Annotated in this window: 23 protein-coding genes; 20 read left to right on the top strand and 3 right to left on the bottom strand. The window is 55.2% G+C overall.

The annotated features are described in order from the left end of the window. The first annotated feature begins 21 nt into the window (after positions 1-21). The 3 genes from AC3GOJ_RS08025 to AC3GOJ_RS08015 all read left to right on the top strand — a co-directional run bounded on the left by AC3GOJ_RS08025 (position 22) and on the right by AC3GOJ_RS08015 (position 2,090). Positions 22-558 carry a hypoxanthine-guanine phosphoribosyltransferase gene (locus tag AC3GOJ_RS08025; RefSeq protein WP_488236942.1) on the top strand — a complete coding sequence of 179 codons (537 nt, stop codon included), beginning with the start codon at positions 22-24 and terminating at the stop codon, positions 556-558. Further along, positions 555-1,259 carry an SAM-dependent methyltransferase gene (locus tag AC3GOJ_RS08020; protein ID WP_488236941.1) on the top strand — a complete coding sequence of 235 codons (705 nt, stop codon included), beginning with the start codon at positions 555-557 and terminating at the stop codon, positions 1,257-1,259. Before AC3GOJ_RS08025 ends, AC3GOJ_RS08020 begins: the two co-directional genes overlap by 4 nt. An 81-nt stretch (positions 1,260-1,340) precedes the next feature. Beyond that, positions 1,341-2,090, top strand: coding sequence for an S-methyl-5'-thioinosine phosphorylase (locus tag AC3GOJ_RS08015; protein WP_488236949.1), 750 nt, complete (start codon positions 1,341-1,343; stop codon positions 2,088-2,090). A gap of 14 nt (positions 2,091-2,104) precedes the next feature. Here the strand turns inward: AC3GOJ_RS08015 and AC3GOJ_RS08010 are convergent, their stop codons facing one another. Continuing rightward, positions 2,105-4,684, bottom strand: coding sequence for a [protein-PII] uridylyltransferase (locus AC3GOJ_RS08010; RefSeq protein ID WP_488236940.1), 2,580 nt, complete (start codon positions 4,682-4,684; stop codon positions 2,105-2,107). A 31-nt stretch (positions 4,685-4,715) separates the two neighbouring features. Next, positions 4,716-5,513, bottom strand: a complete 798-nt coding sequence (map, locus tag AC3GOJ_RS08005) for a type I methionyl aminopeptidase (RefSeq protein ID WP_488236939.1) — start codon at positions 5,511-5,513, stop codon at positions 4,716-4,718. Positions 5,514-5,815: 302 nt separating this feature from the next. On the opposite strand from map, the gene rpsB reads away from it, so the two are divergent. From rpsB to AC3GOJ_RS07925, 16 genes are all read left to right on the top strand, one after another. Continuing rightward, positions 5,816-6,568, top strand: a complete 753-nt coding sequence (gene rpsB / locus AC3GOJ_RS08000) for a 30S ribosomal protein S2 (RefSeq protein ID WP_488236938.1) — start codon at positions 5,816-5,818, stop codon at positions 6,566-6,568. 157 nt (positions 6,569-6,725) lie between these two features. Further along, positions 6,726-7,628: a translation elongation factor Ts gene (tsf, locus tag AC3GOJ_RS07995; protein WP_488236937.1), complete on the top strand. Its 903-nt coding sequence runs from the start codon at positions 6,726-6,728 to the stop codon at positions 7,626-7,628. A gap of 84 nt (positions 7,629-7,712) precedes the next feature. Then, entirely contained in the window at positions 7,713-8,429 is a 717-nt protein-coding gene (gene pyrH, locus AC3GOJ_RS07990; RefSeq protein WP_488236936.1) for a UMP kinase, read from the top strand. An 18-nt stretch (positions 8,430-8,447) separates the two neighbouring features. Continuing rightward, positions 8,448-9,002 carry a ribosome recycling factor gene (frr, locus tag AC3GOJ_RS07985; RefSeq protein ID WP_488236935.1) on the top strand — a complete coding sequence of 185 codons (555 nt, stop codon included), beginning with the start codon at positions 8,448-8,450 and terminating at the stop codon, positions 9,000-9,002. Between the two features lie 12 nt (positions 9,003-9,014). Then, complete coding sequence (uppS, locus tag AC3GOJ_RS07980; RefSeq protein WP_488236934.1) at positions 9,015-9,833, top strand: polyprenyl diphosphate synthase; 819 nt, start codon at positions 9,015-9,017, stop codon at positions 9,831-9,833. Positions 9,834-9,838: 5 nt separating this feature from the next. Next, the gene (locus tag AC3GOJ_RS07975; RefSeq protein WP_488236933.1) at positions 9,839-10,648 is read left to right on the top strand and encodes a phosphatidate cytidylyltransferase; all 810 of its coding nucleotides are present in this window, start codon (positions 9,839-9,841) and stop codon (positions 10,646-10,648) included. Beyond that, positions 10,648-11,841, top strand: a complete 1,194-nt coding sequence (gene ispC, locus AC3GOJ_RS07970; protein WP_488236932.1) for a 1-deoxy-D-xylulose-5-phosphate reductoisomerase — start codon at positions 10,648-10,650, stop codon at positions 11,839-11,841. Before AC3GOJ_RS07975 ends, ispC begins: the two co-directional genes overlap by 1 nt. Continuing rightward, positions 11,838-13,214, top strand: coding sequence for an RIP metalloprotease RseP (gene rseP, locus AC3GOJ_RS07965; RefSeq protein ID WP_488236931.1), 1,377 nt, complete (start codon positions 11,838-11,840; stop codon positions 13,212-13,214). Before ispC ends, rseP begins: the two co-directional genes overlap by 4 nt. A gap of 97 nt (positions 13,215-13,311) precedes the next feature. After that, on the top strand, positions 13,312-15,678 hold the full coding sequence (gene bamA, locus AC3GOJ_RS07960) for an outer membrane protein assembly factor BamA (protein WP_488236948.1): 2,367 nt from the start codon (positions 13,312-13,314) through the stop codon (positions 15,676-15,678). Between the two features lie 19 nt (positions 15,679-15,697). Beyond that, entirely contained in the window at positions 15,698-16,219 is a 522-nt protein-coding gene (locus AC3GOJ_RS07955) for an OmpH/Skp family outer membrane protein (RefSeq protein WP_488236930.1), read from the top strand. Further along, positions 16,216-17,235 carry a UDP-3-O-(3-hydroxymyristoyl)glucosamine N-acyltransferase gene (gene lpxD / locus AC3GOJ_RS07950; protein ID WP_488236929.1) on the top strand — a complete coding sequence of 340 codons (1,020 nt, stop codon included), beginning with the start codon at positions 16,216-16,218 and terminating at the stop codon, positions 17,233-17,235. Before AC3GOJ_RS07955 ends, lpxD begins: the two co-directional genes overlap by 4 nt. Further along, on the top strand, positions 17,232-17,681 hold the full coding sequence (gene fabZ / locus AC3GOJ_RS07945) for a 3-hydroxyacyl-ACP dehydratase FabZ (RefSeq protein WP_488236947.1): 450 nt from the start codon (positions 17,232-17,234) through the stop codon (positions 17,679-17,681). Before lpxD ends, fabZ begins: the two co-directional genes overlap by 4 nt. Before the next feature lies 1 nt (position 17,682). Then, positions 17,683-18,459, top strand: coding sequence for an acyl-ACP--UDP-N-acetylglucosamine O-acyltransferase (gene lpxA, locus AC3GOJ_RS07940; RefSeq protein WP_488236928.1), 777 nt, complete (start codon positions 17,683-17,685; stop codon positions 18,457-18,459). Positions 18,460-18,473: 14 nt separating this feature from the next. Further along, positions 18,474-19,640: a lipid-A-disaccharide synthase gene (lpxB, locus tag AC3GOJ_RS07935; protein WP_488236927.1), complete on the top strand. Its 1,167-nt coding sequence runs from the start codon at positions 18,474-18,476 to the stop codon at positions 19,638-19,640. Further along, on the top strand, positions 19,637-20,227 hold the full coding sequence (gene rnhB, locus AC3GOJ_RS07930; RefSeq protein WP_488236926.1) for a ribonuclease HII: 591 nt from the start codon (positions 19,637-19,639) through the stop codon (positions 20,225-20,227). The genes lpxB and rnhB overlap by 4 nt, the downstream gene beginning before the upstream one ends. Beyond that, positions 20,227-21,006, top strand: coding sequence for a TrmH family RNA methyltransferase (locus tag AC3GOJ_RS07925; RefSeq protein ID WP_488236925.1), 780 nt, complete (start codon positions 20,227-20,229; stop codon positions 21,004-21,006). The genes rnhB and AC3GOJ_RS07925 overlap by 1 nt, the downstream gene beginning before the upstream one ends. On the opposite strand, the gene ppsR is transcribed toward AC3GOJ_RS07925, so the two are convergent. Next, positions 21,003-21,830, bottom strand: coding sequence for a posphoenolpyruvate synthetase regulatory kinase/phosphorylase PpsR (gene ppsR, locus AC3GOJ_RS07920; RefSeq protein ID WP_488236924.1), 828 nt, complete (start codon positions 21,828-21,830; stop codon positions 21,003-21,005). The genes AC3GOJ_RS07925 and ppsR overlap by 4 nt on opposite strands. A gap of 194 nt (positions 21,831-22,024) precedes the next feature. Here ppsR and AC3GOJ_RS07915 point away from each other — a divergent pair, with 194 nt between their 5' ends. Beyond that, on the top strand, positions 22,025-22,774 hold the full coding sequence (locus AC3GOJ_RS07915) for a GntR family transcriptional regulator (protein WP_488236923.1): 750 nt from the start codon (positions 22,025-22,027) through the stop codon (positions 22,772-22,774). Positions 22,775-22,802: the final 28 nt, after the last annotated feature.

The raw sequence follows: 22,802 nt of genomic DNA, 5'->3' as shown, positions 1-22,802 counted from the left end.
GTAAATTATTGAGGGATTTCTGTGCACCATAATCCATCGGTTGCCGAATGCGTATTTGATCGCGCAGCGATTGATGCAATGATGGACACGCAGGCAGCGTTGCTCAATGCACGTTATGCGCAAGCCAGGCCCCTGGTGCTGTGTGTGATGACGGGAGCCCTGGTATACGCAGGTCAACTCTTACCGCGCCTGAACTTTGCGCTGGATCTGGATTACGTGCATGCCAGCCGTTATGGTGAAGCGAGAAGGGGTGGCGAACTAGCGTGGATGGTTCGCCCGCGGCACGACGTGCATGGTCGCGAGGTCTTACTGCTGGATGACATTCTGGACGAGGGCGTGACACTCAACGAGATCCGCAACTGGTTGCAGGTTGCGGGGGCCGTGTGTGTGGAGATTGCGGTATTGACGCACAAGAGAAAGCCATTGTCACAACCTTGTGCGCCAGATTATCCGGCACTGATAACGCCGGATCGCTATGTCTATGGCTTCGGCCTGGATGTTGATGGTCTTTGGCGCAATGCCAATGGGATTTTTGTCGCAACGGATACGGCCGAATGAAACAGGCTTCGGACATGGCCCTGGCGGCTTTGCATGAACCACTGGCCGAAACGCTGAGTCGCTGGTCGGCAGAGTCGGCAGACCTCGAACGTCAGGGCGCTTATGATTGGCTCTGTACGCGTGTCTCAGCGGGCCGAGTACTGGAAATCGGCTGTGGATTTGGTCTGTCAACGGCGGTGTTGCAGCGTCATGGCAAATCGGTATTTGCACTGGATAACCGGATGGATTGTCTGGAGGCTGCGCGTGAGCGGGTGCCTCATGCCGTCTTCGGACTGGCTGATGTTGCTCAGGTTCACGAGATGCTGGTGACGGATTTACGCGACTTTGCACCGGAGGCACTGGTGCTCTGGATGGCCGGTGCACCGGCCGAGGCTTTGCCTCGAACCGAACCTGCGCAGGCGGTGATGCAATACCGTCTGGCATTTCAACGGGCGGCCGTTGCGCTGGCCGCTCAGGTGCCTTCGATTGCCACAGTCCATCTGGCGGACCGGACAGCCTTTCCTTGGCAGATGAAAGATGCCGGCCGTGAGACGATGGCATCCGTGATCCGGAATGCTGTCATTGCCGAAACCCCCTTTAAGCTGGATGTCTGCGATGTGCAATTCCGCAAATTGACACTGCCCGTTTCGACCTCGGTTCACGCCATGCCCGCCGGGATTGTGCCGGTGCTAGGTGAAGCCACCTTGCGGCGGATTGCCTAGACGGGTGAAGGCTTGTTACTCATTTCTTGAGAGAACGTTATGATGACCCACGCTTCTGCGACTCCAGCCACGCAATCGCCTTTGCTGGCAATTATTGGTGGTAGTGGCCTGAACCAGTTGTCGATTCTGGAGGATGCAAGCCGGCAGTTTGTACGGACACCCTTTGGTGAGCCTTCCTGTCCGTTGACGCTGGGCAGCATCTGCGGACACCCGATGGTATTTCTGGCTCGTCATGGTCATGGGCATACCATCATGCCGGCCGATATTAATTACCGGGCAAATATCTATGCACTGCAGTCCATGGCGGTTACCGGCATTATTGCCGTGGGCTCGGTGGGATCGATTCATCCTGCCATGACCCCCGGTGACCTGGTGATCCCGGATCAGGTGATTGATTACACCTGGGGTCGTGCACCGACTTTTCATGGCGCACTGCCGGATGTGGAGATGCACACGGATTTTACGCATCCGTTTTCGTCCGAAATTCGCTCACGGCTTCTGGATGTTGCTGATCTGCTCGGTTTCCAGGTGCATGACGGTGGTGTGTATGCCTGTACCCAGGGACCACGACTTGAAACCGCTGCCGAAATTCGGCGCCTGGCGGGTGATGGTGCCGATGTTGTGGGTATGACGGCTATGCCGGAAGCGATACTGGCACGCGAGCTCAAGATACCCTATGCGCAACTGAATGTCGTGGTGAACTATGCCGCCGGTATCGGTGAAAGCGCCCAGGGTATTGAGTTCAGTGCTCTGGGCGATGTCATGGAGCTGGCAATGTGCAAAGTCCGGTTGTTGATTGAAACCCTGGTTGGCTGCAAGCTTCCTGGATGATCTCCGGCGCAGTTTCAGGTTTTCAGCTGTTCCAGCAGATCATTTTCGAGCAATAGCCGATCCCGGCTTTGTGACAGCGCCCGTCCGGAAATCAGGAAGGTATCCTCGACGCGTTCACCCAGGGTGGAAATACGTGCTGTGTGCAGTGAAGCGCCATGTCGCGTGAGGGTTTCGGCGATGGCATAGAGTAGTCCGGTTCGATCAGCCGCACGGATTGACAAGACATATTGCTGGCCGCTTTCATCCGGTTCTAGCAATACAACCGGTGTAATCGGAAAGGATCGTACCTGACGCGAGATGCGCCCCATGGGCGGTGACCCCGGCCGCGTTTTACCCTGCAGGACTTCCAGCAGATCATGTTCGATGATGGTGCAGGTTTCTCGATCCATACCCCGGTTTGAAGCGTCAAACAGATTGAAACTGTCCAGGGCATAGCCGTGCTTGGTGGTGTGGATCTTGGCATCCATGATCGAGTAACCAATCGAGGCGAAGTATCCGCATAGATGCAGAAAGAGGTCTGGTTGATCCGGTGCGTAAGCCAACACCTGAATCCCTTCGCTATCCGGATTAGGGCGGGCACGTACTACCGGTTTGTTTTCGTGGGTTCGATAGTAGAGGCAGCGGGTGTGCCAGGCGATTTCTTCGTCGGTATGACGGATGAAGTAGACGTCGTCCAGTTGTTTCCAGAACTGCGTCTGTACTGATTCGCCGAGTGCAAAAAAACGCAGATGGGCCAGTGCTTCGCGCTTCCGTTGGACTACGGCGTCACCTAACTGTTCGCTGTCATCGCCTTCGGCCTCTTCTTGCTCCAGCCGGCTCAGCGAACACCGGTATAGCGTTTCAAGCAGTCGCGCTTTCCAAGAGTTCCAGACCTTCGGACTGGTGCCGCGAATATCTGCCACGGTCAGCAGATAAAGTGCCGTGAGGTGGCGTGGGTCGCCGACGCGCTTGCAGAAGGCAGCCACGGTCGCCGGATCGGAAATGTCTTCCTTCTGCGCAACGGCCGACATGGTCAGATGTTCTTTGACCAGCCAGACCACCAGGTCGGTATCTTTTTTCTGCAGGCCATGTGATTTGCAGAACAGCTCGGCATCGGCCATGCCGAGTTCCGAGTGGTCACCACCGCGGCCTTTGGCAATGTCGTGAAAGAGCGCCGCCAGTACCAGCAGCCAGGGTCGTTCGAACTCGTTCATCAAGCGGTGACAAAAGGGATTTTCATGCGCGAAATCTTCACGCACGAAACGACGGATATTTCGGACCACCTGCAGGATATGCTGATCCACGGTAAAGACGTGAAAGAGGTCGTGCTGCATCTGGCCGACGATTTTTCCGAAAGCCGGGATATAGCGGCCCAGTATGTCGAACTGGTTCATCAGACGCAAGGCATGTAGGACACCGTTTTTTTGCCGCAGAATCTGGATGAAGCGTTGCTTGTTTTCCTTCTGTTGACGGAACTCACGGTTGATCAGTCGACGCGCGCCATAGAGTGCACGTAGTGTGCGTGCAGACATTTCCTGTACACCGCCCTGTTTTTCCATGAGCAGGAAGGTTTCCAGAATGGCCGTGGGCTGTGTTTGATAGAGCAGCGGGTCCACGATGTCCAGCTTGTGACCGACTTTCTGGAAGCGGTCATTCAAGCGGCGAATTTTCTGTTTGCTGGCCGGTGCAAGTCGTTCACTGATTGATTTGAGGACGAGGGTGTTGATCTGGGTGACACGTTTGGCAATCCGGTAATAGCGCTGCATGAACTGTTCGCTGGCGCGACGTTCGGCGATATCGCTGAAGCCGAACCGTTGGGCAATCTGTCCTTGGATATCAAAGAGCAGTCTGTCTTCGGCGCGGCCTGTGAGCAGGTGTAGCTGAATACGGACATCGGCCAGAAAGCCGGCGGCACGTTCGATGGCGACGCGTTCATCACCTTGCATGAGTGCGTGCTGCTGTAACGATTGCCAGAGGTGTCCGTCCAGGCCGAAGCCGGCAGCACGTGCCACCCAGGCCAGGCTGTGCAGGTCACGTAAGCCACCGGGGCTTTCCTTGCAATTGGGCTCCAGGCTGAAAGCCGTAAAGGCCTGACGCAGATGACGCTCTTCCTGCTCGGCGAGCTTGGCGGCAATAAACTGATCATGCGCCATGCTTTGGCTGAGTTTAATTTGCAAGGTGTCGTAGAGTGCAGTGTTGCCGCAGATCAGTCGGGACTCGAACAGGGCGGTTTGCACGGTGACATCGGATTGAGCAGCTTCGATACATTCCTCGATGGTACGAACGCTGTGTCCGACAGCCAGGCCGATATCCCAGAACTGGCTGATCAGATGCTGTAGCGTTTCTTCCAGTGCTTGGGAGGGCGTGGCATCCAGGGCAATGAGAACATCAACATCCGAGTGCGGGTAGAGTTCACCTCGACCATAGCCGCCCACCGCAATTAGACTGGTGCTTGCCGGCATGCCAGCGTTTTCCCAAAGTCGGGTCAGTAGGCAATCGACGAGCTGACTTCTGCCTTGCAGATAGGCTTTGTGGTCAGGGCGTGTCAGGTAGGCCGATGCCAGATCCGATTGGCCCTGTCGGAGCGTCTCCCGGATTTCCGTGAGGGGGGTCATGCCGGGCTGTGCCTTCGCCATGGTATGTTGGTCAGAACGTCGGGCGAGCCGGTGTGCCGGCCGAAACGGTCAGCACCTCAACACCGGTGGCTGTGACCACAATGGTGTGCTCCCATTGGGCGGACAGCGAGTGGTCTTTGGTCACGATGGTCCAGCCGTCGGCCAGCTCGCGAATATCAGCTTTGCCGGCATTGATCATGGGTTCGATGGTAAAAATCATGCCTTCCTGAAGCTTCAGGCCGGTGCCCGGTTTGCCATAATGCAGCACCTGCGGATCTTCGTGAAAGTTCTCGCCGATGCCATGGCCGCAAAATTCTTTGACGACGGAGAAGCCGTGTTTCTGGGCGTGTGTCTGGATGGCGTGTCCGACATCGCCCAGTGTGGCACCCGGCTTCACCACATCAATGCCTTTCCACAGGCATTCATAAGTCACGTCGCTGAGGCGTTGGGCCATCGTTGACACGTCGCCAACACTGAACATACGACTGGTGTCACCATACCAGCCATCCTTGATGACGGTAATGTCCAGATTGACCACATCGCCTTTTTTAAGCTGCTTGTCACCGGGAATGCCGTGGCAGACCTGGTGGTTGACTGACGTACAGATCGATTTGGGGTAGGGGCTGTAGCCGGGCGGCTGATAGTTGAGCGGGGCGGGAATCGTCCCCTGGACGTTGACCATGTAGTCATGGCAAAGCCGGTCCAGTTCACCGGTAGTGACGCCGGGCTTGACGTAAGGTGTAATGTAATCAAGCACTTCGGAGGCCAGTCGGCAGGCGACGCGCATGGCATTGATCTGTTCCGGGGTCTTCAGGGTGATGCTGCTCATGATTCGGATCTTTATCGGAGTTTTTATAAGGAAGTGCCGGGCCGTTGGGTTACGGGCGAGCCAATCCTGAAGCATAACCGAGACACTGCCGGTCGGCCAGATAAAGCCCGTGAAAGCTTGCTGCACTGCATTGGTTGCTGATACAATCTACAAGTTTTCTTCGTGAAAACCGACCTTTGGGTCGTTTCTGCCTCAAGCCGTCCGGTTTGGGGCTAATCCTCACACGAGACCGAATTCAGGGTGTTTTTCTCCGGAAAAATCGCAGTCGGTGTCGTGGCGGTCTAACCCTGCAAGGAGTCGTTATGTCGACAATGCGTCAAATGCTGGAAGCCGGCGTCCATTTCGGACACCAGACCCGCTTCTGGAACCCCCGTATGGCCCCCTACATTTTCGGGGCTCGTAACAAGATTCATATCGTTAACCTTGAAAAGACGGTTGCCAAGTACAACGAAGCCATTTCGTTCGTCAAAAAGCTGGCCGCGAACAAGGGAACGGTTCTGTTTGTTAGCACCAAGCGCCAGGCTCGTGAAATCGTTGCGGAAGAAGCAACCCGCGCCGGTATGCCGTATGTTGACCAGCGCTGGCTGGGTGGCATGCTGACCAACTACAAAACGCTGAAGCAGTCGATCAAGCGCCTGAAGGACATGGAACTGTCCGTTGAAGACGGCTCTTGCGAGCGTCTGACCAAGAAGGAAGCCCTGAACTTCAAGCGCGAGCTGGAGAAGCTGCAGAAGTCTATTGGCGGCATCAAGAATATGGCAACGCTCCCGGACGCCATTTTTCTGATCGATGTCGGCTATCACAAGATTGCTGTGACCGAAGCCAATAAGCTGGGTATCCCGGTGATTGGCGTGGTTGATACCAACCATAGCCCGGAAGGCGTGGACTACATCATTCCGGGTAACGATGACTCGTCACGTGCGATTCGTCTGTACGCCCGCGGTATCGCTGATGCGGTGCTGGAAGGTCGTAGCCAGTCGATTCAGGAAATCGTTGACGCCGCTGCCGGTGACGACGAGTTCGTCGAAGTCGAAGAAGAAGTCGCGGGCGAATAACCCGTCAGGCCGGAGCTCCGGTTTCCAGGTGCGATGCCTGGTACTCGCTCCGGCATGGTCGGCCGCCTTCGGGCGGCCGATTTGCAATAAAACCCTGCCTGCCCGGGCGATCGAGACTGGCAGGCGGTTTAAGACCGATTTGAATCAGGAGATAAGCATGGCTGAAATTACCGCAGGAATGGTCAAGGAACTTCGCGAAAAGACCGATGCGCCGATGATGGAGTGTAAAAAGGCATTGACCGAAGCTGGTGGCGATATGGCCAAGGCTGAAGAGATTCTGCGCGTCAAGCTGGGTAGCAAGGCTTCGAAGGCTGCCGCACGTGTCGCCGCTGAAGGGATCGTGGGCATCTATATCGCCGCTGATGGCAAGCTGGCTTCGATGGTTGAAGTGAACTGCGAAACCGACTTCGTTGCCAAGAATGATGATTTCCTGGCCTTTACGAATAAGCTGGCCGAAATGGTTGCCACGCAGAATCCGGCCGATGTGGCTGCCCTGTCCGCCATGCCGATGGACGGTTCGACCGTTGAAACCGTTCGCGCTGCGCTGGTGGGCAAGATCGGTGAAAACATGTCGATCCGCCGCTTCGTGCGTATCGAAGGTGCCGGCAAGGTCGCTTCCTATGTGCACGGTGGCAGCAAGATCGGTGTCCTGGTCGATCTCGAAGGTGGCGAAGAGGGTCTGGCCAAGGATCTGGCCATGCACATTGCCGCCAATAAGCCGAAGTCGCTAGACGCCTCGGGTGTTGATGCTGCATTGATCGAAACCGAGCGCCGTATTGCGACCGAAAAGGCTGCTGAATCGGGCAAACCGGCTGATATCGTTGCCAAAATGGTGGAAGGCACGGTTCAGAAGTTCCTGAAGGAAGTCACCCTGATGGGTCAGGTGTTCGTGAAGGCTGAAGACGGCAAGCAGACGATCGAACAACTGCTCAAGCAGAAGAATGCACAGATCAAGGGCTTTACGCTGTACATCGTCGGTGAAGGCATCGAGAAGAAAGTAGACGACTTTGCTGCCGAAGTGGCTGCACAACAGGCTGCTGCCGCTGCTGCAAAAAAGTAAATTTCATTCTGAGTGGGGTCGCGCCGGTTGGGTGCGACCTACCGGATTCTTGAAGCACGCATTTCTGTATTGAAAGGTCTTACTATGGCAACGCCGAAATACAAACGCATATTGCTCAAGCTGTCCGGTGAAGCATTGATGGGCGATGATGCCTACGGCATCAATCGTCAGACGATCACTGGTATCGTCGCAGAAATCAAGAAAGTCGCCGATCTGGGTGTCCAGATGGGCGTGGTGATTGGTGGCGGCAATATTTTCCGCGGTGTTGCGGCTTCCGCTTCCGGTATGGATCGCGCCCAGGCTGATTACATGGGTATGCTGGCGACAGTGATGAATAGCCTGGCACTACAGGATGCGATGCGCCTTGCCGGTTTGCCAGTGCGTGTGCAGTCCGCACTCGATATCCAGCAAGTGGTCGAGCCGTATGTCCGCGGCAAAGCGATCCGCTATCTGGAGCAGGGACGTATCGTGATCTTTGCTGCTGGTACCGGCAATCCGTTCTTTACAACGGATACCGCTGCAGCGCTTCGTGGTGCTGAAATTGGCGCCGAGATCGTGCTCAAGGCCACCAAGGTGGATGGTATCTATACGGCGGATCCCAAGAAGGACCCGTCAGCAACCAAATATGCCACCATTTCATTTGACGAAGCGATCCAGAAGGATCTTAAAGTCATGGATGCAACGGCTTTTGCCTTGTGCCGTGACCAAAAATTGCCTATTAACGTTTTTTCCATTTTTGAGCCAGGCGCCCTTGAGCGCGTGGTGATGGGTGCCGCTGAAGGCACGCTCGTTTATTGCTGATGGATAGGGTTTTGTAACATGAGCGACGTGAAAAAAAATGCCGAGCAGAAAATGCTCAAATCGATTGAAAGCCTGAAGAACGAGCTGGCGAAGATTCGCACGGGTCGTGCCCATACAGGTATTCTGGATCATGTGATGGTGGAGTACTACGGTTCCATGGTACCGGTTAATCAAGTGGCCAATGTCACGCTGGTTGATGCCCGTACGCTGGGTGTGCAGCCGTGGGAAAAACCGATGTCGGCCAAGATTGAAAAAGCCATCCGCGATTCTGATCTCGGGCTGAACCCGGCGGCTCAGGGAGAACTGATTCGTGTGCCGATGCCGGCTCTGACTGAAGAGCGTCGCAAGGAACTGAATAAAGTCGTGAAGTCCGAGGGTGAAAACGGCAAGGTCGCTATTCGTAACCTGCGTCGTGATGCGAACAATACGCTAAAAGATCAGCTCAAAAACAAGGAGATTTCCGAGGACGACGAACGTCGCGCCCAGGAGGAGATCCAGAAGCTGACTGACAAGTTTGTGGCTGAAGTCGACAAGATGTTGGTTGAAAAAGAGAAAGAGCTGATGCAGATCTGATCGGATACTGTCATGTCGCTTACGCGCTGGTTCAAAAAACAGGCTCAGCCCACGGCTGAGCCTGCTGTCCATGATGGTGTCTGTCCGCGTCATATTGCCATTATCATGGACGGTAATGGCCGTTGGGCGAAACGGCGCCTGCTGCCCCGGGTTGCTGGTCACCGGCAAGGCGTTGAGACTGTCCGAAGTACGGTACGGTGTTGTCTTGAGCTGGGCGTTGCCCACCTGACCCTGTTTGCCTTCAGTTCGGAGAACTGGCGTCGCCCGGCCGACGAGGTCAGTCTGCTCATGCAGCTTTTCATGCGAGCTCTAGAGCAGGAGGTCGGCAAGCTCAAGGATCACGGAATCCGTCTGCGGATTGTTGGTGATCGTAGCCGCTTCGCACCGGAGCTGCAGAATATGATCGCCCAGGCGGAAGCTGAAACGGTTGGCAATATTCGGCTCACATTGCATGTCTGTGCTAACTATGGTGGCCGCTGGGATATCGCTCAGGCGATCAATGCGCTGGTACTGGCCGCGCCGGATAAAGCAGGGGAGTATACGGAGCAGGATCTCGAGCCCTATCTGTGCTTTGCCGGAGTGCCGGAACCCGATCTGTTTATCAGGACGGGCGGAGAAGAGCGCATTTCCAATTTCCTGCTCTGGCAGCTGGCGTATTCGGAGCTCTATTTCACACCCATTCTCTGGCCAGAGTTTGGTGAAGAGGCCTTCTTCACGGCTGTACGTTCATTTCAGAAACGGCAGCGGCGGTTCGGTCAGACGGGTGATCAGATCGAAGCGGCGCAACGTGCTGCGCACCAGGGGCAGAACCCCGTCAAAGAGGATGTCTGATGTTGATGACCCGAATTAAAACGGCGGTAGTTTTGCTGATTCTGGTGGCACTGGTGCTGTTCGTTCTCCCGGAATGGAGCTGGATCCTGTTCTGTTCACTGCTGGCGGCACTCGGCTTCTGGGAATGGTTGCGCATGACGCCCCAGCCTTACACTTCACCGATGGCGCGAATGATTCTGGCGCTGGTTTTTGGTAACGCGCTGGCCGCCGTTGCTTTGGCTGCACCCCTGATGGTCATGGGTTGGCTGACGGGCCTCAGCTTACTGGTGGGCACGGCGTTCTGGCTTTTGATTGTGCCGTTATGGCTCGTCAAGCGTTGGATACTGCGTTGGCCAGCCTTGCACTTTCTGGTCGGATTGATTCTGCTTTTGCCGGCCTGGTGTGCCCTGATTTCTATGAAATCGATCCCGCCGGAGCCCTGGTTGCTGCTGGCGACGATGGCCGTTCCCTGGATCGCCGACATCGGTGCCTATTTCGCCGGTAAAAAATTTGGTAAGCGCAAACTGGCACCCGCCATTAGCCCCGGGAAAACCTGGGAAGGTGTTTTGGGTGCGTCTGTCTGTATGCTGATCTATGCCGTAGTCCTGAATCAGCTGGGCGGTATTTTCAGTGCACTTTCGATTCCGGTGCTACTGTTGCTCCTCGTGTTGTCGGTGGCCGGTGATTTATTCGAATCCCTGATGAAGCGACAGTCCGGTATGAAGGATAGCTCACAGCTCTTACCGGGGCATGGGGGAGTGCTGGATCGGATTGATAGCCAGTTATCTGTTTTACCGGTGGCGCTGCTCTTGATCATTCTATCTGTGGGTCATTGATGTCTAAGTCGTCATTGCAACGGATTGCTGTACTAGGCTCGACCGGTTCCATTGGTCGGAACACCCTAGATGTGATCAGCCGTCATCCTGAACGCTACCAGGTAGTTGCTTTGGCCGCATTGCGGCAGGTTGATCTGCTTGAATCACAGATCCATCAGTTCAATCCCGGCATCGTGGTGGTGGTGGATCCGGAAGCCGCTGATCAGTTGCGGATCCGGTTGCAGGCGCGGGGTTGTGCGACACAGGTCCTGACCGGTGCGGCAGCTCTGAATGCCGTTGTACAGCGCACGGATGTCGATACCGTGATGGCGGCTATTGTCGGTGCGGCCGGCTTCCCATCGGCCCTGGCAGCCGCCGAAGCGGGTAAACGGGTATTGCTGGCAAATAAAGAAGCCCTGGTCATGGCAGGGCCAGTTTTTATGGAGGCTGTGAAGCGCTCAGGTGCCATATTGCTGCCGATTGATAGCGAACACAACGCGATCTTCCAGTCTCTGCCACCGAGTTACCGCAGCGATCCGAATACACATGGGGTCAGCCACATTATTCTTACGGCGTCCGGTGGGCCGTTCCGAGGATACACCCGAGAACAACTTGCCAACGTTACGCCTGCTCAGGCGATCAGTCATCCCAAGTGGTCTATGGGCCGCAAGATTTCTGTGGACTCTGCCACGCTGATGAACAAAGGGCTGGAAGTCATCGAGGCGCATTTTCTTTTCGGGTTGTCGGCCGAGCGGATTCAGGTGGTTGTCCATCCGCAAAGCACGATTCATTCACTGGTTCAGTATGTTGATGGATCAGTGCTTGCCGAGCTGGGTGATCCGGATATGAGAACCCCGATTGCCCATGCATTGGCCTGGCCGGACCGCATTACTTCAGGTGTTGGCATGCTTGATCTGGTGGCCTGCGGCCAGTTTGACTTTGCTCTGCCGGACTTGGCGTCATTTCCGTGTCTGGCACTGGCTTTTGACGCACTTTCTCGAGGTGGTTCGGCACCGGCCGTTTTGAATGCTGCCAATGAGGTCGCTGTTGCTGCTTTCCTGGATGCGCAGATTGCTTTCCTCGATATTCCCGAGATCATCCGCAAGACATTATCGGCGATTCCGGATGTGGTCTTGACGGATCTGGCTTCTGTGCTTGCTGTTGATCTGCAGGCACGACGTTATGCCGAGTCGCTGCTGCCGGGTGTTGCATGACTGTGCTGAATTCACTCTGGGCTTTTGTGGTCGCGATTGGTCTCCTCGTGATCATTCATGAACTGGGGCATTACCTGGTCATGCGGTGGTGTGGCGTTCGTGTGTTGCGTTTTGCCTTCGGATTTGGCAAAACCCTATGGTCGCGACGTGACAAATCTGGCACTGAGTGGGCACTCTGCCTCTGGCCTCTGGGTGGCTATGTGAAGCCGCTGGACACTCGAGATGGCGAACGCATATCTCCGGAAGATCGACGTTATGCTTTCGATACCCAATCGGTAAGCAAGCGCATTGCCATGGTGGCGGCTGGCCCGATTGCGAATTTCCTCCTGGCGATTGTGTTGTACTGGGTGGTTTTTCTCAGTGGGGTGACGGAGTGGCGTCCGATTCTGGCAGCCCCCGAACCTGCGACGCCTGCCGCGGTGGCTGGTATCAAAGCCGGTGATCTGGTGACACGGGTTGATGGTGCGCCGGTAGAGACCTGGGCTCAAACTCAGTGGCAATTGCTGCAGCTTCTGGGTAAGGAACCGGAGATCATGCTGGCGGTTGTTGCAACCGACCGTGGTGAACCTGTGGCCGGCGCGGCTGATCGAGGAGTGACCTTCAAGATACCGGCCGATCTGTCGATTGGTCCGACAGCGCTGGCTGGATTGGGTATTCGATTGGGGTCGCCACAGCTCCCGGCACAGGTCGGTGTAGTTCAGGCGGAAAGTGCCGCCGAGAAAGCTGGTCTTCAGGCGGGTGATCTGATCCAAACGGCCGATGGTCAACCGATTGAGGATTGGGCGGCGTTTGTCAAAATCGTGCGGATGCATCCGGATCAGCCTTTTGCGCTGACGGTGCTGCGTCAGAATGCCACGCTCACGCTTGAGCTAAGGCCAGCGAGCGTTGACGAGCAGGGTCAGGAGATCGGCCGGGCAGGGCTGTCGCCGGCGCAGGGGAAGGCACTGGATGCCTATCGGATTCATCGGGCGCTTACTCCGGTGGAGGCCTTGGCTGCCGCCGTTACTGAAACTTGGGACAAGAGCCGCTTTACGCTGGTGATGCTGGGCCAGATGCTGATCGGTAAAGCGTCACTGGATAATCTCTCGGGCCCGATCAGTATTGCTTCGGCCGCCGGACAGACCGCGAAGATCGGTCTGGAAGCCTTTCTCCGTTTTCTGGCGATTGTCAGCCTCTCCTTGGGGGTGATCAACCTGGTGCCGTTACCGCTCCTCGATGGGGGGCACTTGATGTATTATTTGGTTGAGATTCTGACCGGAAAACCCGTTTCGGCCGAGCGTCAGGCCTTGTTTCAGCGTTTTGGTATCGTAGTGCTCGGATCGCTGATGTTTATTGCAGTTTTCAACGACTTACAGCGACTTTTTAACTGGTAACCGGATGTCATCGAAGCGTTCATCCCCTCTAGAACCGCGTTTTATGAAACATCGCTTGTGGGCGGCCTGTTTCATGGGTTTACTGTCATTGACGACAATGACTGATGTCTGGGCACAACAGCTGCATGAAGCGGCCTCGTTCCATCCCTTTGTCGTTCGCGATATCCGTGTTGAAGGCCTGCAGCGTACCGAGCCCGGTACCGTCTTTACTTATTTACCCATCAAGGTGGGTGAAACAGTCGATGCGGCCAAAATTACCGAAGCCATTCGCGCTTTGTACGCCACCGGTTTTTTCAAGGATGTACGGATCGAAGCTGAAGGCCACGATCTGATTGTTACTATTGTCGAACGGCCTGCGATTGCTTCGATCACGTTTGAAGGTCTCAAAGAATTTGAAAAGGACGTTGTCCTCAAGGCTCTGAAGGAAGTGGGCCTCGCCGATTCGCGTATTTTTGACCGATCCGTGCTGGAACGTGCCGAGCAGGAACTGAAGCGTCAGTATTTGTCACGCGGTAAATATGCGGTAGAGATCACGACGACAGTGACACCCCTTGAGCGTAATCGTGTGGGCATCAACTTCAACATCGTTGAAGGTGAAACCGCTAAGATTCGTGAAATCAATATTATCGGCGCCAAAGCCTATCCGGAAACCGAGCTGCTGGATCTGTTCGAGCAGAGCACGCCGACCTGGATTTCCTGGTACACCAAGAGCGATCAGTATTCACGGCAGAAGCTGACGGCTGATCTGGAAAAACTGCGTTCTTTTTACCAGGATCGGGGTTATCTGGATTATGCGATCGATTCCACGCAGGTTTCGATTAGTCCGGATAAGGAAAATATCTATCTAACCATCACGCAGAGCGAAGGTAACCGTTATCTGATCAGCAGTGTCAAGGTGGTGGGTGAGTTCATTGTCCCCGAACAGGACATTCGCAAACTGATCAAGATTGCTCCGGGACAGGATTTCTCGCGTGCCAAGGTCAACGACACCATCAAGGGCATTACCGAACGACTGGGCAAGGAAGGCTATGCTTTTGCCAACGTTAATGCCGCACCGGATGTGAACCGTGAAAAACGGCTGGTTGGTTTTACCTTGTTTGTGGATCCGGGTCGTCGGGTGTATGTGCGTAAGGTCAACATTACAGGCAATACCAAATCCCGTGATGAAGTTGTTCGTCAGGATATGCGTCAGATCGAGGGAGCCTGGTATGACGCCGACAAGATCAAACTGTCGCGGGAACGTCTGATGCGGACAGATTTCTTCAAGCAGGTAGATATCCAGACGCCACCTGTGCCCGGTACCAACGACCAGGTTGATACGAACGTCAATGTGGAAGAAAAATCAACAGGTAGCTTCCAGATTGGTGCTGGTTTCTCCAGCTATGAAAAGCTCACCCTGTCCGGATCGATCAGCCAGAACAATCTTTTTGGTAGCGGTAAGAACGCCACGCTTTCAGTTAACACCAGTAAGGTCAATACGCTCTACAGCCTGTCGTATACCGACCCGTATTACACGGTCAACGGCATCAGTATCGGCTACGACGGCTACTACAAGACTTTCAACTCGGCGACGCTGGACTGGCTGTCCACGTATAAGACGATGTCAGGCGGCGGTGGTATCCGATTTGGCTACCCGCTGAGTGAAACGAGTAGCACCAATCTGGGCTTTACCATCGATTCAACCAATATTGATTTGTCGGGTGCAAGTACGGTGACGGTGACAGATACCAGTGTGACGCCGAATACAACCTATAACTACCCTAATGTCCCGTATAACATTTACAACTTCACACAGAAGTACGGTTCGACCAATACTTCGCTGATTTCCAGCTTGGGCTGGCGCCTTAATTCGTTTGATTCCAATATCATGCCGACCAAAGGTAACCGCTTTGCAGCTGGGGTTGAGCTGGCGAGCCCACCCGGGAGCATTGCCTATTACAAACTGTCGTATCAGCAGCAACATTTTGTGCCGCTGACGCCGAAGAAATCCCTGTTGGCTATGGCCAACGTTAACCTGGGTTACGGTCAGGGGATGGGGGATAAGGCCTATCCGTTCTATAAAAACTTCTATGGCGGTGGTATTGGTTCCGTCCGCGGTTATAAGCCGGGTACGGTTGGCCCGCAGGCGACTAACGCCGGCGGTGGCACTTCGTATATCGGTGGTAACGAAATCGCAACCGGTAACTTCGAGTTCCAGGGGGCTTTGCCCGGTTTGGGTGATACGCTGCGCTGGAACGTTTTTTATGACGTTGGCTATGTGGGTGCCACAGGTTCTGCAGCACCGGGCTGTTATCCGGGGATGGTGTGCAGTCCAACGAATAACACGGTTGCCACCTCTGTTGGTGTCGGCATGTCGTGGGTATCGCCTGTGGGACCGCTCAAGTTCAGCCTGGGTTATCCTATCGGTGCCGGGCCTGGGGCGCAGAAGCAGCCATTCCAGTTCACCATGGGTAGTGCTTTCTAAAGAGAAAATGATGTCAGTCATGCGTTATTCGATACGAGCTTCAAGTGTCTTGGTGGCGAGCGCCTTTTTATTTTCGGCGTCAGCGCTGGCAGATGTAAAAATCGGTTTTGTCGACATGCAGCGTTTGTTTGATCAGGCACCGATTGCCGTTAAGGCCAATAAGAAACTGACCACTGAATTTGCAAAACGCGAGCTGGAACTGCAGAAACTCGGTAAGCAGATCAAGAGCCAGCAGGATGCGCTTGAGAAAAATGGTGCCACGATGTCTGATGCTGAGCGTCGTAATCGTGAGCGCGAGATTGCCGATGCCTCCCGTGAATTTCAGCGTAAACAACGTGAGTTCCGTGAGGACCTGGATGTCCGACGTAACGAGGCCATGGCCGTGGTGCTGGATCGTGCCAACAAGGCACTTAAGCAGATTGCAGAAGCGGATAAATATGACCTGATCGTTCAGGATGCTGTTTACTTCAGTCCCCGTATCGACATTACTGACAAGATCATCAAGGCACTGGCCGATGACGGAAAGCTGCCGGCACAATGAGCCATCGTCGCGTGAGTCTGTCGCTGGCCGATATTCAGTCGGCTCTCGGTGGCGATCTGGTCGGCGATGGTGCTGTTACGGTTGAAACCATCGCGCCGCTGGCCGATGCCGGGGCAGGGCAGATCAGCTTTCTGTCACAGCGCAAATACGCGCCGTTGCTGGCAACAACGCAGGCCACGGCACTCATTCTGCCAATGGAGGCCGCAGGGCACTTCCCTCGTCCGCATATTCTGACAGCAAATCCGTATCTCTATTTCGCCCGGGTGAGCCAGCTGCTTAATCCGGTGCGAGTGCCCGAACAGCCCATTCATCCCACGGCCGTGATTTCGCCATCCGCAAAAATTGGCCGCAACGCTGTCATTCATCCTGGGGTTGTGATCGGTGAAAATGTTGTCATTGGGGATGATGCCGTGATCTACCCGAATGTGGTGATTTACCATGATTGCCAGATCGGTGACCGGGTAATCCTGCATGCCGGCGTTGTTATTGGTGCCGATGGTTTTGGCAACGCGAAGGACGGAGACGCGTGGGTCAAGATTCCGCAGATTGGTCGTGTCGTGATGGGAGATGATGTTGAAGTCGGGGCCAACACCTGTATTGACCGCGGTGCTCTGGATGACACACTTATCGGTCATGGCGTCAAAATCGACGACCAGATCATGATCGGTCACAATTGCCGCATCGGTGATCACACCGCCATTGCTGCCTGCGCCGGTATTGCCGGTAGTACAACCATCGGCAAACGCTGCATTATTGGTGGGGCAGCCATGTTCTCGGGTCACATCGAAATTACGGATGATGTGACCATTTCGGGTGGTACGGCAGTTATCAAGAATATCCGGAAACCGGGTCAATACACCGGTGTTTTTCCAAGCCTGCAACATGCAGACTGGTTGCATATCGCGGCCAATTTGCGTCAGCTTGATACACTGGCCCGCAAGGTTCAGGCACTCGAATCACAAATCCAGTCTTTGACTGCACAACATACCGGGGAGTCATCCACATGCCACAGCTGAATATTCACCAGATTCGTAAGATTCTCCCGCATCGTTATCCCTTTCTTCTGGTGGATCGCGTCGAAGATATCGATTACGGCAAGTCGATTCATGCCATCAAGAATGTGACGGTGAATGAGCCCTGTTTTACGGGGCACTTCCCGGAGTACCCGGTGATGCCGGGTGTACTGATTATGGAAGCCATGGCCCAAGCCGCAGCGATTCTGACGTTTGCCTCGGCTTCGGAAGAAGAAACCCTGCAGGCGGCTGACGATCTGTATTTATTTGCCGGTATCGACAATGCCCGCTTCAAGCGCCCGGTCGGCCCGGGGGATCGGATTGATCTCTACGCCGAGATGGTTGCGAACAAACGGGGTATTTACAAATACAAGGCGGTTGCCAAGGTCGATGGCCTGGTGGTGGCCGAAGCGGATCTGATGTGCGCCCACCGTAAGATGGGTGAGTGATATGGTCACCATTCACCCGAGCGCTATTGTTCATCCAAAAGCCGAACTCGGCTTTGGTGTGAACGTCGGTGCTTTCACAATCATCGGAGAGCATGTCAAGATCGGCAATGGTACCAGCATAGGTTCCCATTGCGTGATTGAGGGTCATACACAGATTGGTCGCGACAACAGGATTTACCATTACGCGGCGCTGGGTGGTGTTCCCCAGGATAAGAAATACAACGGAGAGCCCACTCGCCTGGAAATCGGGGATCGTAATACCATCCGCGAATTCGTTAGCTTCAATGTTGGCACGGTACAGGATAAAGGCATCACTTCGATCGGTTCCGATAACTGGGTCATGGGCTATGTGCACGTGGCTCATGATTGCCGTATCGGAAACCAGAATGTGTTGGCCAGCAATGCACAGCTAGCAGGACACTGCGAAGTCGGCGATTGGGCGATTCTGGGTGGCCACACGGGCTATCACCAGTTTGTACGCATCGGCTCGCATGCCATGATTGGTGGTGGTTCCATGCTGGTTCAGGATGTGCCGCCTTATGTGATGGCGCAGGGCTATCCGACGATTCCGCGCGGTATCAATGCCGAAGGGCTCAAGCGTCGTGGTTTTTCGGTGGAAGCCGTCAATGCCATCAAGCAGGCTTACCGGGCGGTCTACAAGTCCGGTCTGAGTCTGGAAGAAGCCCGCGTCAAGCTCGATGACTTGCAGAAAAGCTTCCCCGAAGTTGCGGTGCTCAACGAGTTTCTCGCATCGTCGCAGCGCGGCATCATTCGTTAATCTGATCGGTTGGCATGTCTCGTCCGCTGCGTATTGCCCTGGTGGCCGGAGAAGCGTCGGGCGATGTGCTAGGTGCCAGTCTGATTGATGCGCTGAAAGCGCGTTACGCCGATGCCGAGTTCTACGGCATCGGTGGCCCGAAAATGATCGCTGCGGGTTTGCGTAGCGAGTATGAACAGGAAAAGCTGGCTGTGCGTGGCGCGGCTGAAGTGGTTGCGCATCTGCCGGAAATTCTATCGATTCGTCGGGGGATTACGGCAAAACTTAAAGCCTGGCAGCCAGATGTGATGATTGGCATCGACGCACCGGATTTCAACCTCGCCGTTGAGCGTCAGCTCAAGAAGGCAGGGATTCCGACGGTGCATTATGTCAGTCCCACGGTCTGGGCCTGGCGCCGCGGACGTACCAAAAAAATTGTGGCTGCGGTCAATCAGCTGCTCTGTTTGTTCCCCTTTGAGCCGGCGTGCTACCAGGGCCAGGGGCTAGCACCGGTCTTTGTCGGACACCCGCTGGCGGATGAGATTGATCCGGCGATCAATCGTCAGCAGGTGCGCCAATCGCTTAACTTGCCTGAAGCGGCACCACTGATCACGCTGATGCCGGGTAGTCGACAGTCCGAACTGGCCTATCATGCGCAGCTCTTTGTGGAAACGGCCAACCGGGTTGCGCAGGCGCTGCCCGAGGCGCTCTTTCTGGTGCCGCTAACCACCAAAGAAACGCGGGCGCTGTTTGAAGCAGCACTCAAAGCCCATGCGGTTGCCGAGTTGCGCGTACGCATTCTCTTCGGTCACGCCCGCGACGCATTGGCAGCAAGTGATCTGGCGCTGGTATGTAGCGGTACCGCTACCCTCGAAGCCGCTTTACTGCGTTGTCCGATGATCATTACGTATCGATTGTCGGCGTTTTCAGCCTGGGTCTATAAAAAGTTACGCTATCTCACGTGGGTCGGTCTGCCGAATATTCTGCTGGGGCGTCTGGTGGTGCCTGAACTATTGCAGGAGGAGGCGACGGCAGAGAAATTATCGGATGCTCTGATTCAGCTCTGGCGACAACCGAACCGTCGTGCCGAGATGGAAAGTGCCTTTGCATCGATTCATCAGAAGCTCCGGCAGAGCTCGGCCGAGCGTGCGGCCGATGCCGTGCTGGACTGCATCAACCCTGTGTATCGTTCTTTCCAATGAGTGAGTCCAGTCACTGGATCTGTGGCGTTGATGAAGCCGGACGTGGGCCGTTGGCAGGTGCCGTGGTTGCTGCCGCAGTCATTCTGGATCCGGCAAAGCCGATTACCGGTCTGGCAGATTCCAAAAAACTCAGTGCCAGGGTGCGTGAGCGACTGGCTGAAGAGATTCGGGAGAAGGCTATTGCCTGGTGTGTGGCAGAAGCCAGCCCTGCAGAAATTGATCAGATCAATATTCTGCAGGCCACCATGCTCGCCATGCGTCGTGCCATCGAGGGTTTGTCGGTGTTGCCGGCGCATGCGCTCATTGACGGAAATCGCGTGCCGATGGGCCTGGCCTGTACGGCCGAGGCCATTATCAAAGGTGATGCCAAGGAAGCCGCGATCTCGGCCGCATCGATTCTGGCTAAAACTACACGAGATGCCCAGATGGTGGCGCTGGACGTGCGTTACCCGATGTATGGCTTCAAACAGCACATGGGTTACCCGACAGCAGCGCATCTGGCGGCATTACAGGCGCATGGCCCGACACCGGCGCATCGGCGTAGCTTTGGCCCGGTTGCGCAATGCGTATTGCCCGGAGTTGCCTGATGGAACATATTGCCTCTCGCCAGAACACTCTGATCAAGTATGTGCGAAAGCTGGCCGAAAGCAAACGGGCCCGGGCGCAGCATGCTCAGGTATTGGCTGAAGGGGTGCATCTGCTGCAGATGCTGCTGGCGGCTGGCGGCCAACCTGAAATTATCGTTCTGGCGGAGCGCGTCAGCCACGACCGGGAAGTGCATACCTTGTTGACACAATGTCCAGAGGCACGTGTGGTGGCGGTGCCGGATTTACTGTTCGATCAACTTGCGCTGACGGATTCGCCCAGCGGCCTTTTAGCCATATCCGCACAACCGGCTTTAGAACGGCCAATGGACCTTGGCCAGGATACGCTGGTCCTGGATCGCGTCCAGGATCCGGGTAATGTCGGTAGTCTCATTCGCACGGCGGTCGCCGCAGGGATTCGTCAGATGGTACTTTCACCAGGCTGTGCGGATCCCTGGTCACCCCGTTGCCTGAGAGCCGCCCAGGGGGCTCAATGGTTGTCTACGGTATTGGCGGATGTGGACCTAAAGGACTTTTTAAAAGCATACTCCGGTACCATTGCCGCAACGCTATTGGAAGGGGGCTCGCTGCTGTATACCCACGACCTCCGGCAACCAACCGCATGGCTGTTCGGCAATGAAGGCCAAGGTGTTGATCCTGCCCTGGCGGCGCAGGCATCCCAACGGCTGACGATCCCTATGCCGGGTGGGATGGAATCACTCAACGTGAACGCGGCAGCGGCGGTCTGTCTTTTTGAGCAGGTGCGTCAGCGACTTACTTAGAAGGCTGTCGCCTTGTTCTCCAGGCGGATTTCCTGCATCACGGTGGTCGAGATTTCTTCGATGCTCTTGCTGGATGAGTCCAGCCAGTGAATGCCTTCACGACGCATCATCTTCTCAGCATCGCTCACTTCCTGGCGACAGTTGGCCAGTGACGCGTATTTGCTGTTGGGACGACGTTCTTCGCGAATCTGTGCCAGGCGTTCCGGCTGAATCGTCAGGCCGAAGAGCTTGCCTTTATGATCCTTCAGGGTACCGGGCAGGGTGCCACGATCGAAGTCTTCGGGAATCAGCGGGAAGTTCGCGGCCTTGATGCCGAACTGCATCGCCAGATAGAGCGATGTTGGTGTTTTGCCGCAGCGTGACACACCCACCAGAATCACATCAGCGGTGCTCAGATCGCGATCCGTAATACCGTCATCGTGGGCCAGCGTGTAGTTGATGGCTTCAATCCGGTTTTTATAATCGGAACTATCGGTACGGCCATGGGTACGACCCACGGTGTGTGTGGATTTGATGTTGATTTCGGCTTCAATCGGTGCCAGAAAGGTTTTGAAGAAGTTCAGGCAGAGGGCGGGTGCGTGTTCCAGCAGCGTGGAAATTTCATCGTCGACTAGCGTGGTAAATACAATCGGGCAACAACCATCCCGCTCGGCAACCGCCTCGATGCGTTGTACCGCTTCCAGCGCTTTCTCGCGGGTATTGATAAAGGGTAGACGTTGCTGGATCCATTCCACGCCTTCAAACTGGCTCAGTAGGCTGTGTCCCAGCGATTCAGCGGTAATGCCAGTGCCGTCGGAGACGAAAAAAACAGTACGTTTTGTCATAGTTCTTGCATTGTATCTAAACCGTTGTTTTTATGTTTGGTAAATTGGTCATACCAAAAACATCCTAGTGGATTGAAAATATTTCACTTTAAACACTGGTGTTTCAGAATTTCTCTGTGATAAATTGTGAACTATTCAATCTTCCTAGAAATTGGTAAGACCAATTAGGGATTTAAAGACTGGTTCTTGATCACATGAGCACGACGCGTTTATCGGACACTGTGGCGCATCAACTGGAGCAACGCATTCTTGAAGGTGCGTTGAAAGCCGGTGACCGTCTGCCGTCTGAGCGTGAACTGGCACAGGAGCTGGGTGTGTCCCGGCCCTCTTTACGTGAGGCCTTACAGAAACTCGTTTCCCGAGGCCTGCTCTACAGTCGGCAGGGGGGCGGGACCTTCGTTGCCGACCAGTTGAATGATGCGGTCGCCGATCCATGGGCCGGCATGCTGGCGTCGCATCCGGCGCTGAGTGATGATCTGATTGAATTCCGTGCCGTGCTCGAAAGCCAGTGTGCTGAATGGGCAGCCATGCGGGCAATGCCAGCAGATCTAGTACGGCTCGAAGCGGCGCTTGTTGAGGCTGCCAGTGCCATCATGGCGCTCGATATCGAAGCCGTTGCTGTTGCCGATAGGCGTTTTTACCAGGCACTGGCTGAAGCAGCGCATAACGTTTTTATAGCGCACATGATGTCGACGGTGCAGGGCTTGCTGCACAAAGACATTGTTTTTAATCTGAGTGAACTGCTGAGCGTTCCTGTGGCCAGTCGCATGCTGATCGATCAATGGACAGCGATTGTGGCAGCGGTGCGGCAGCAAAATGCCGGCGCAGCCAGACAGGCAGCAGCCACTCATGCCGGTTTCTTCCGCGAAACCCTGAGTCAGGCACAGCGCGCTCTGGCGCGACGAGAAACAGCCGAGCGCCGTCAGGCAGCAACCAATTTTTAGCCGCTTTCCTTTTTACTGAATTTTTAAC

This window comes from Fluviibacter sp. (assembly GCF_057744235.1).
Note: the sequence above shows the minus strand (reverse complement) of the source record. Positions and strands in the feature narration are given on the sequence as shown.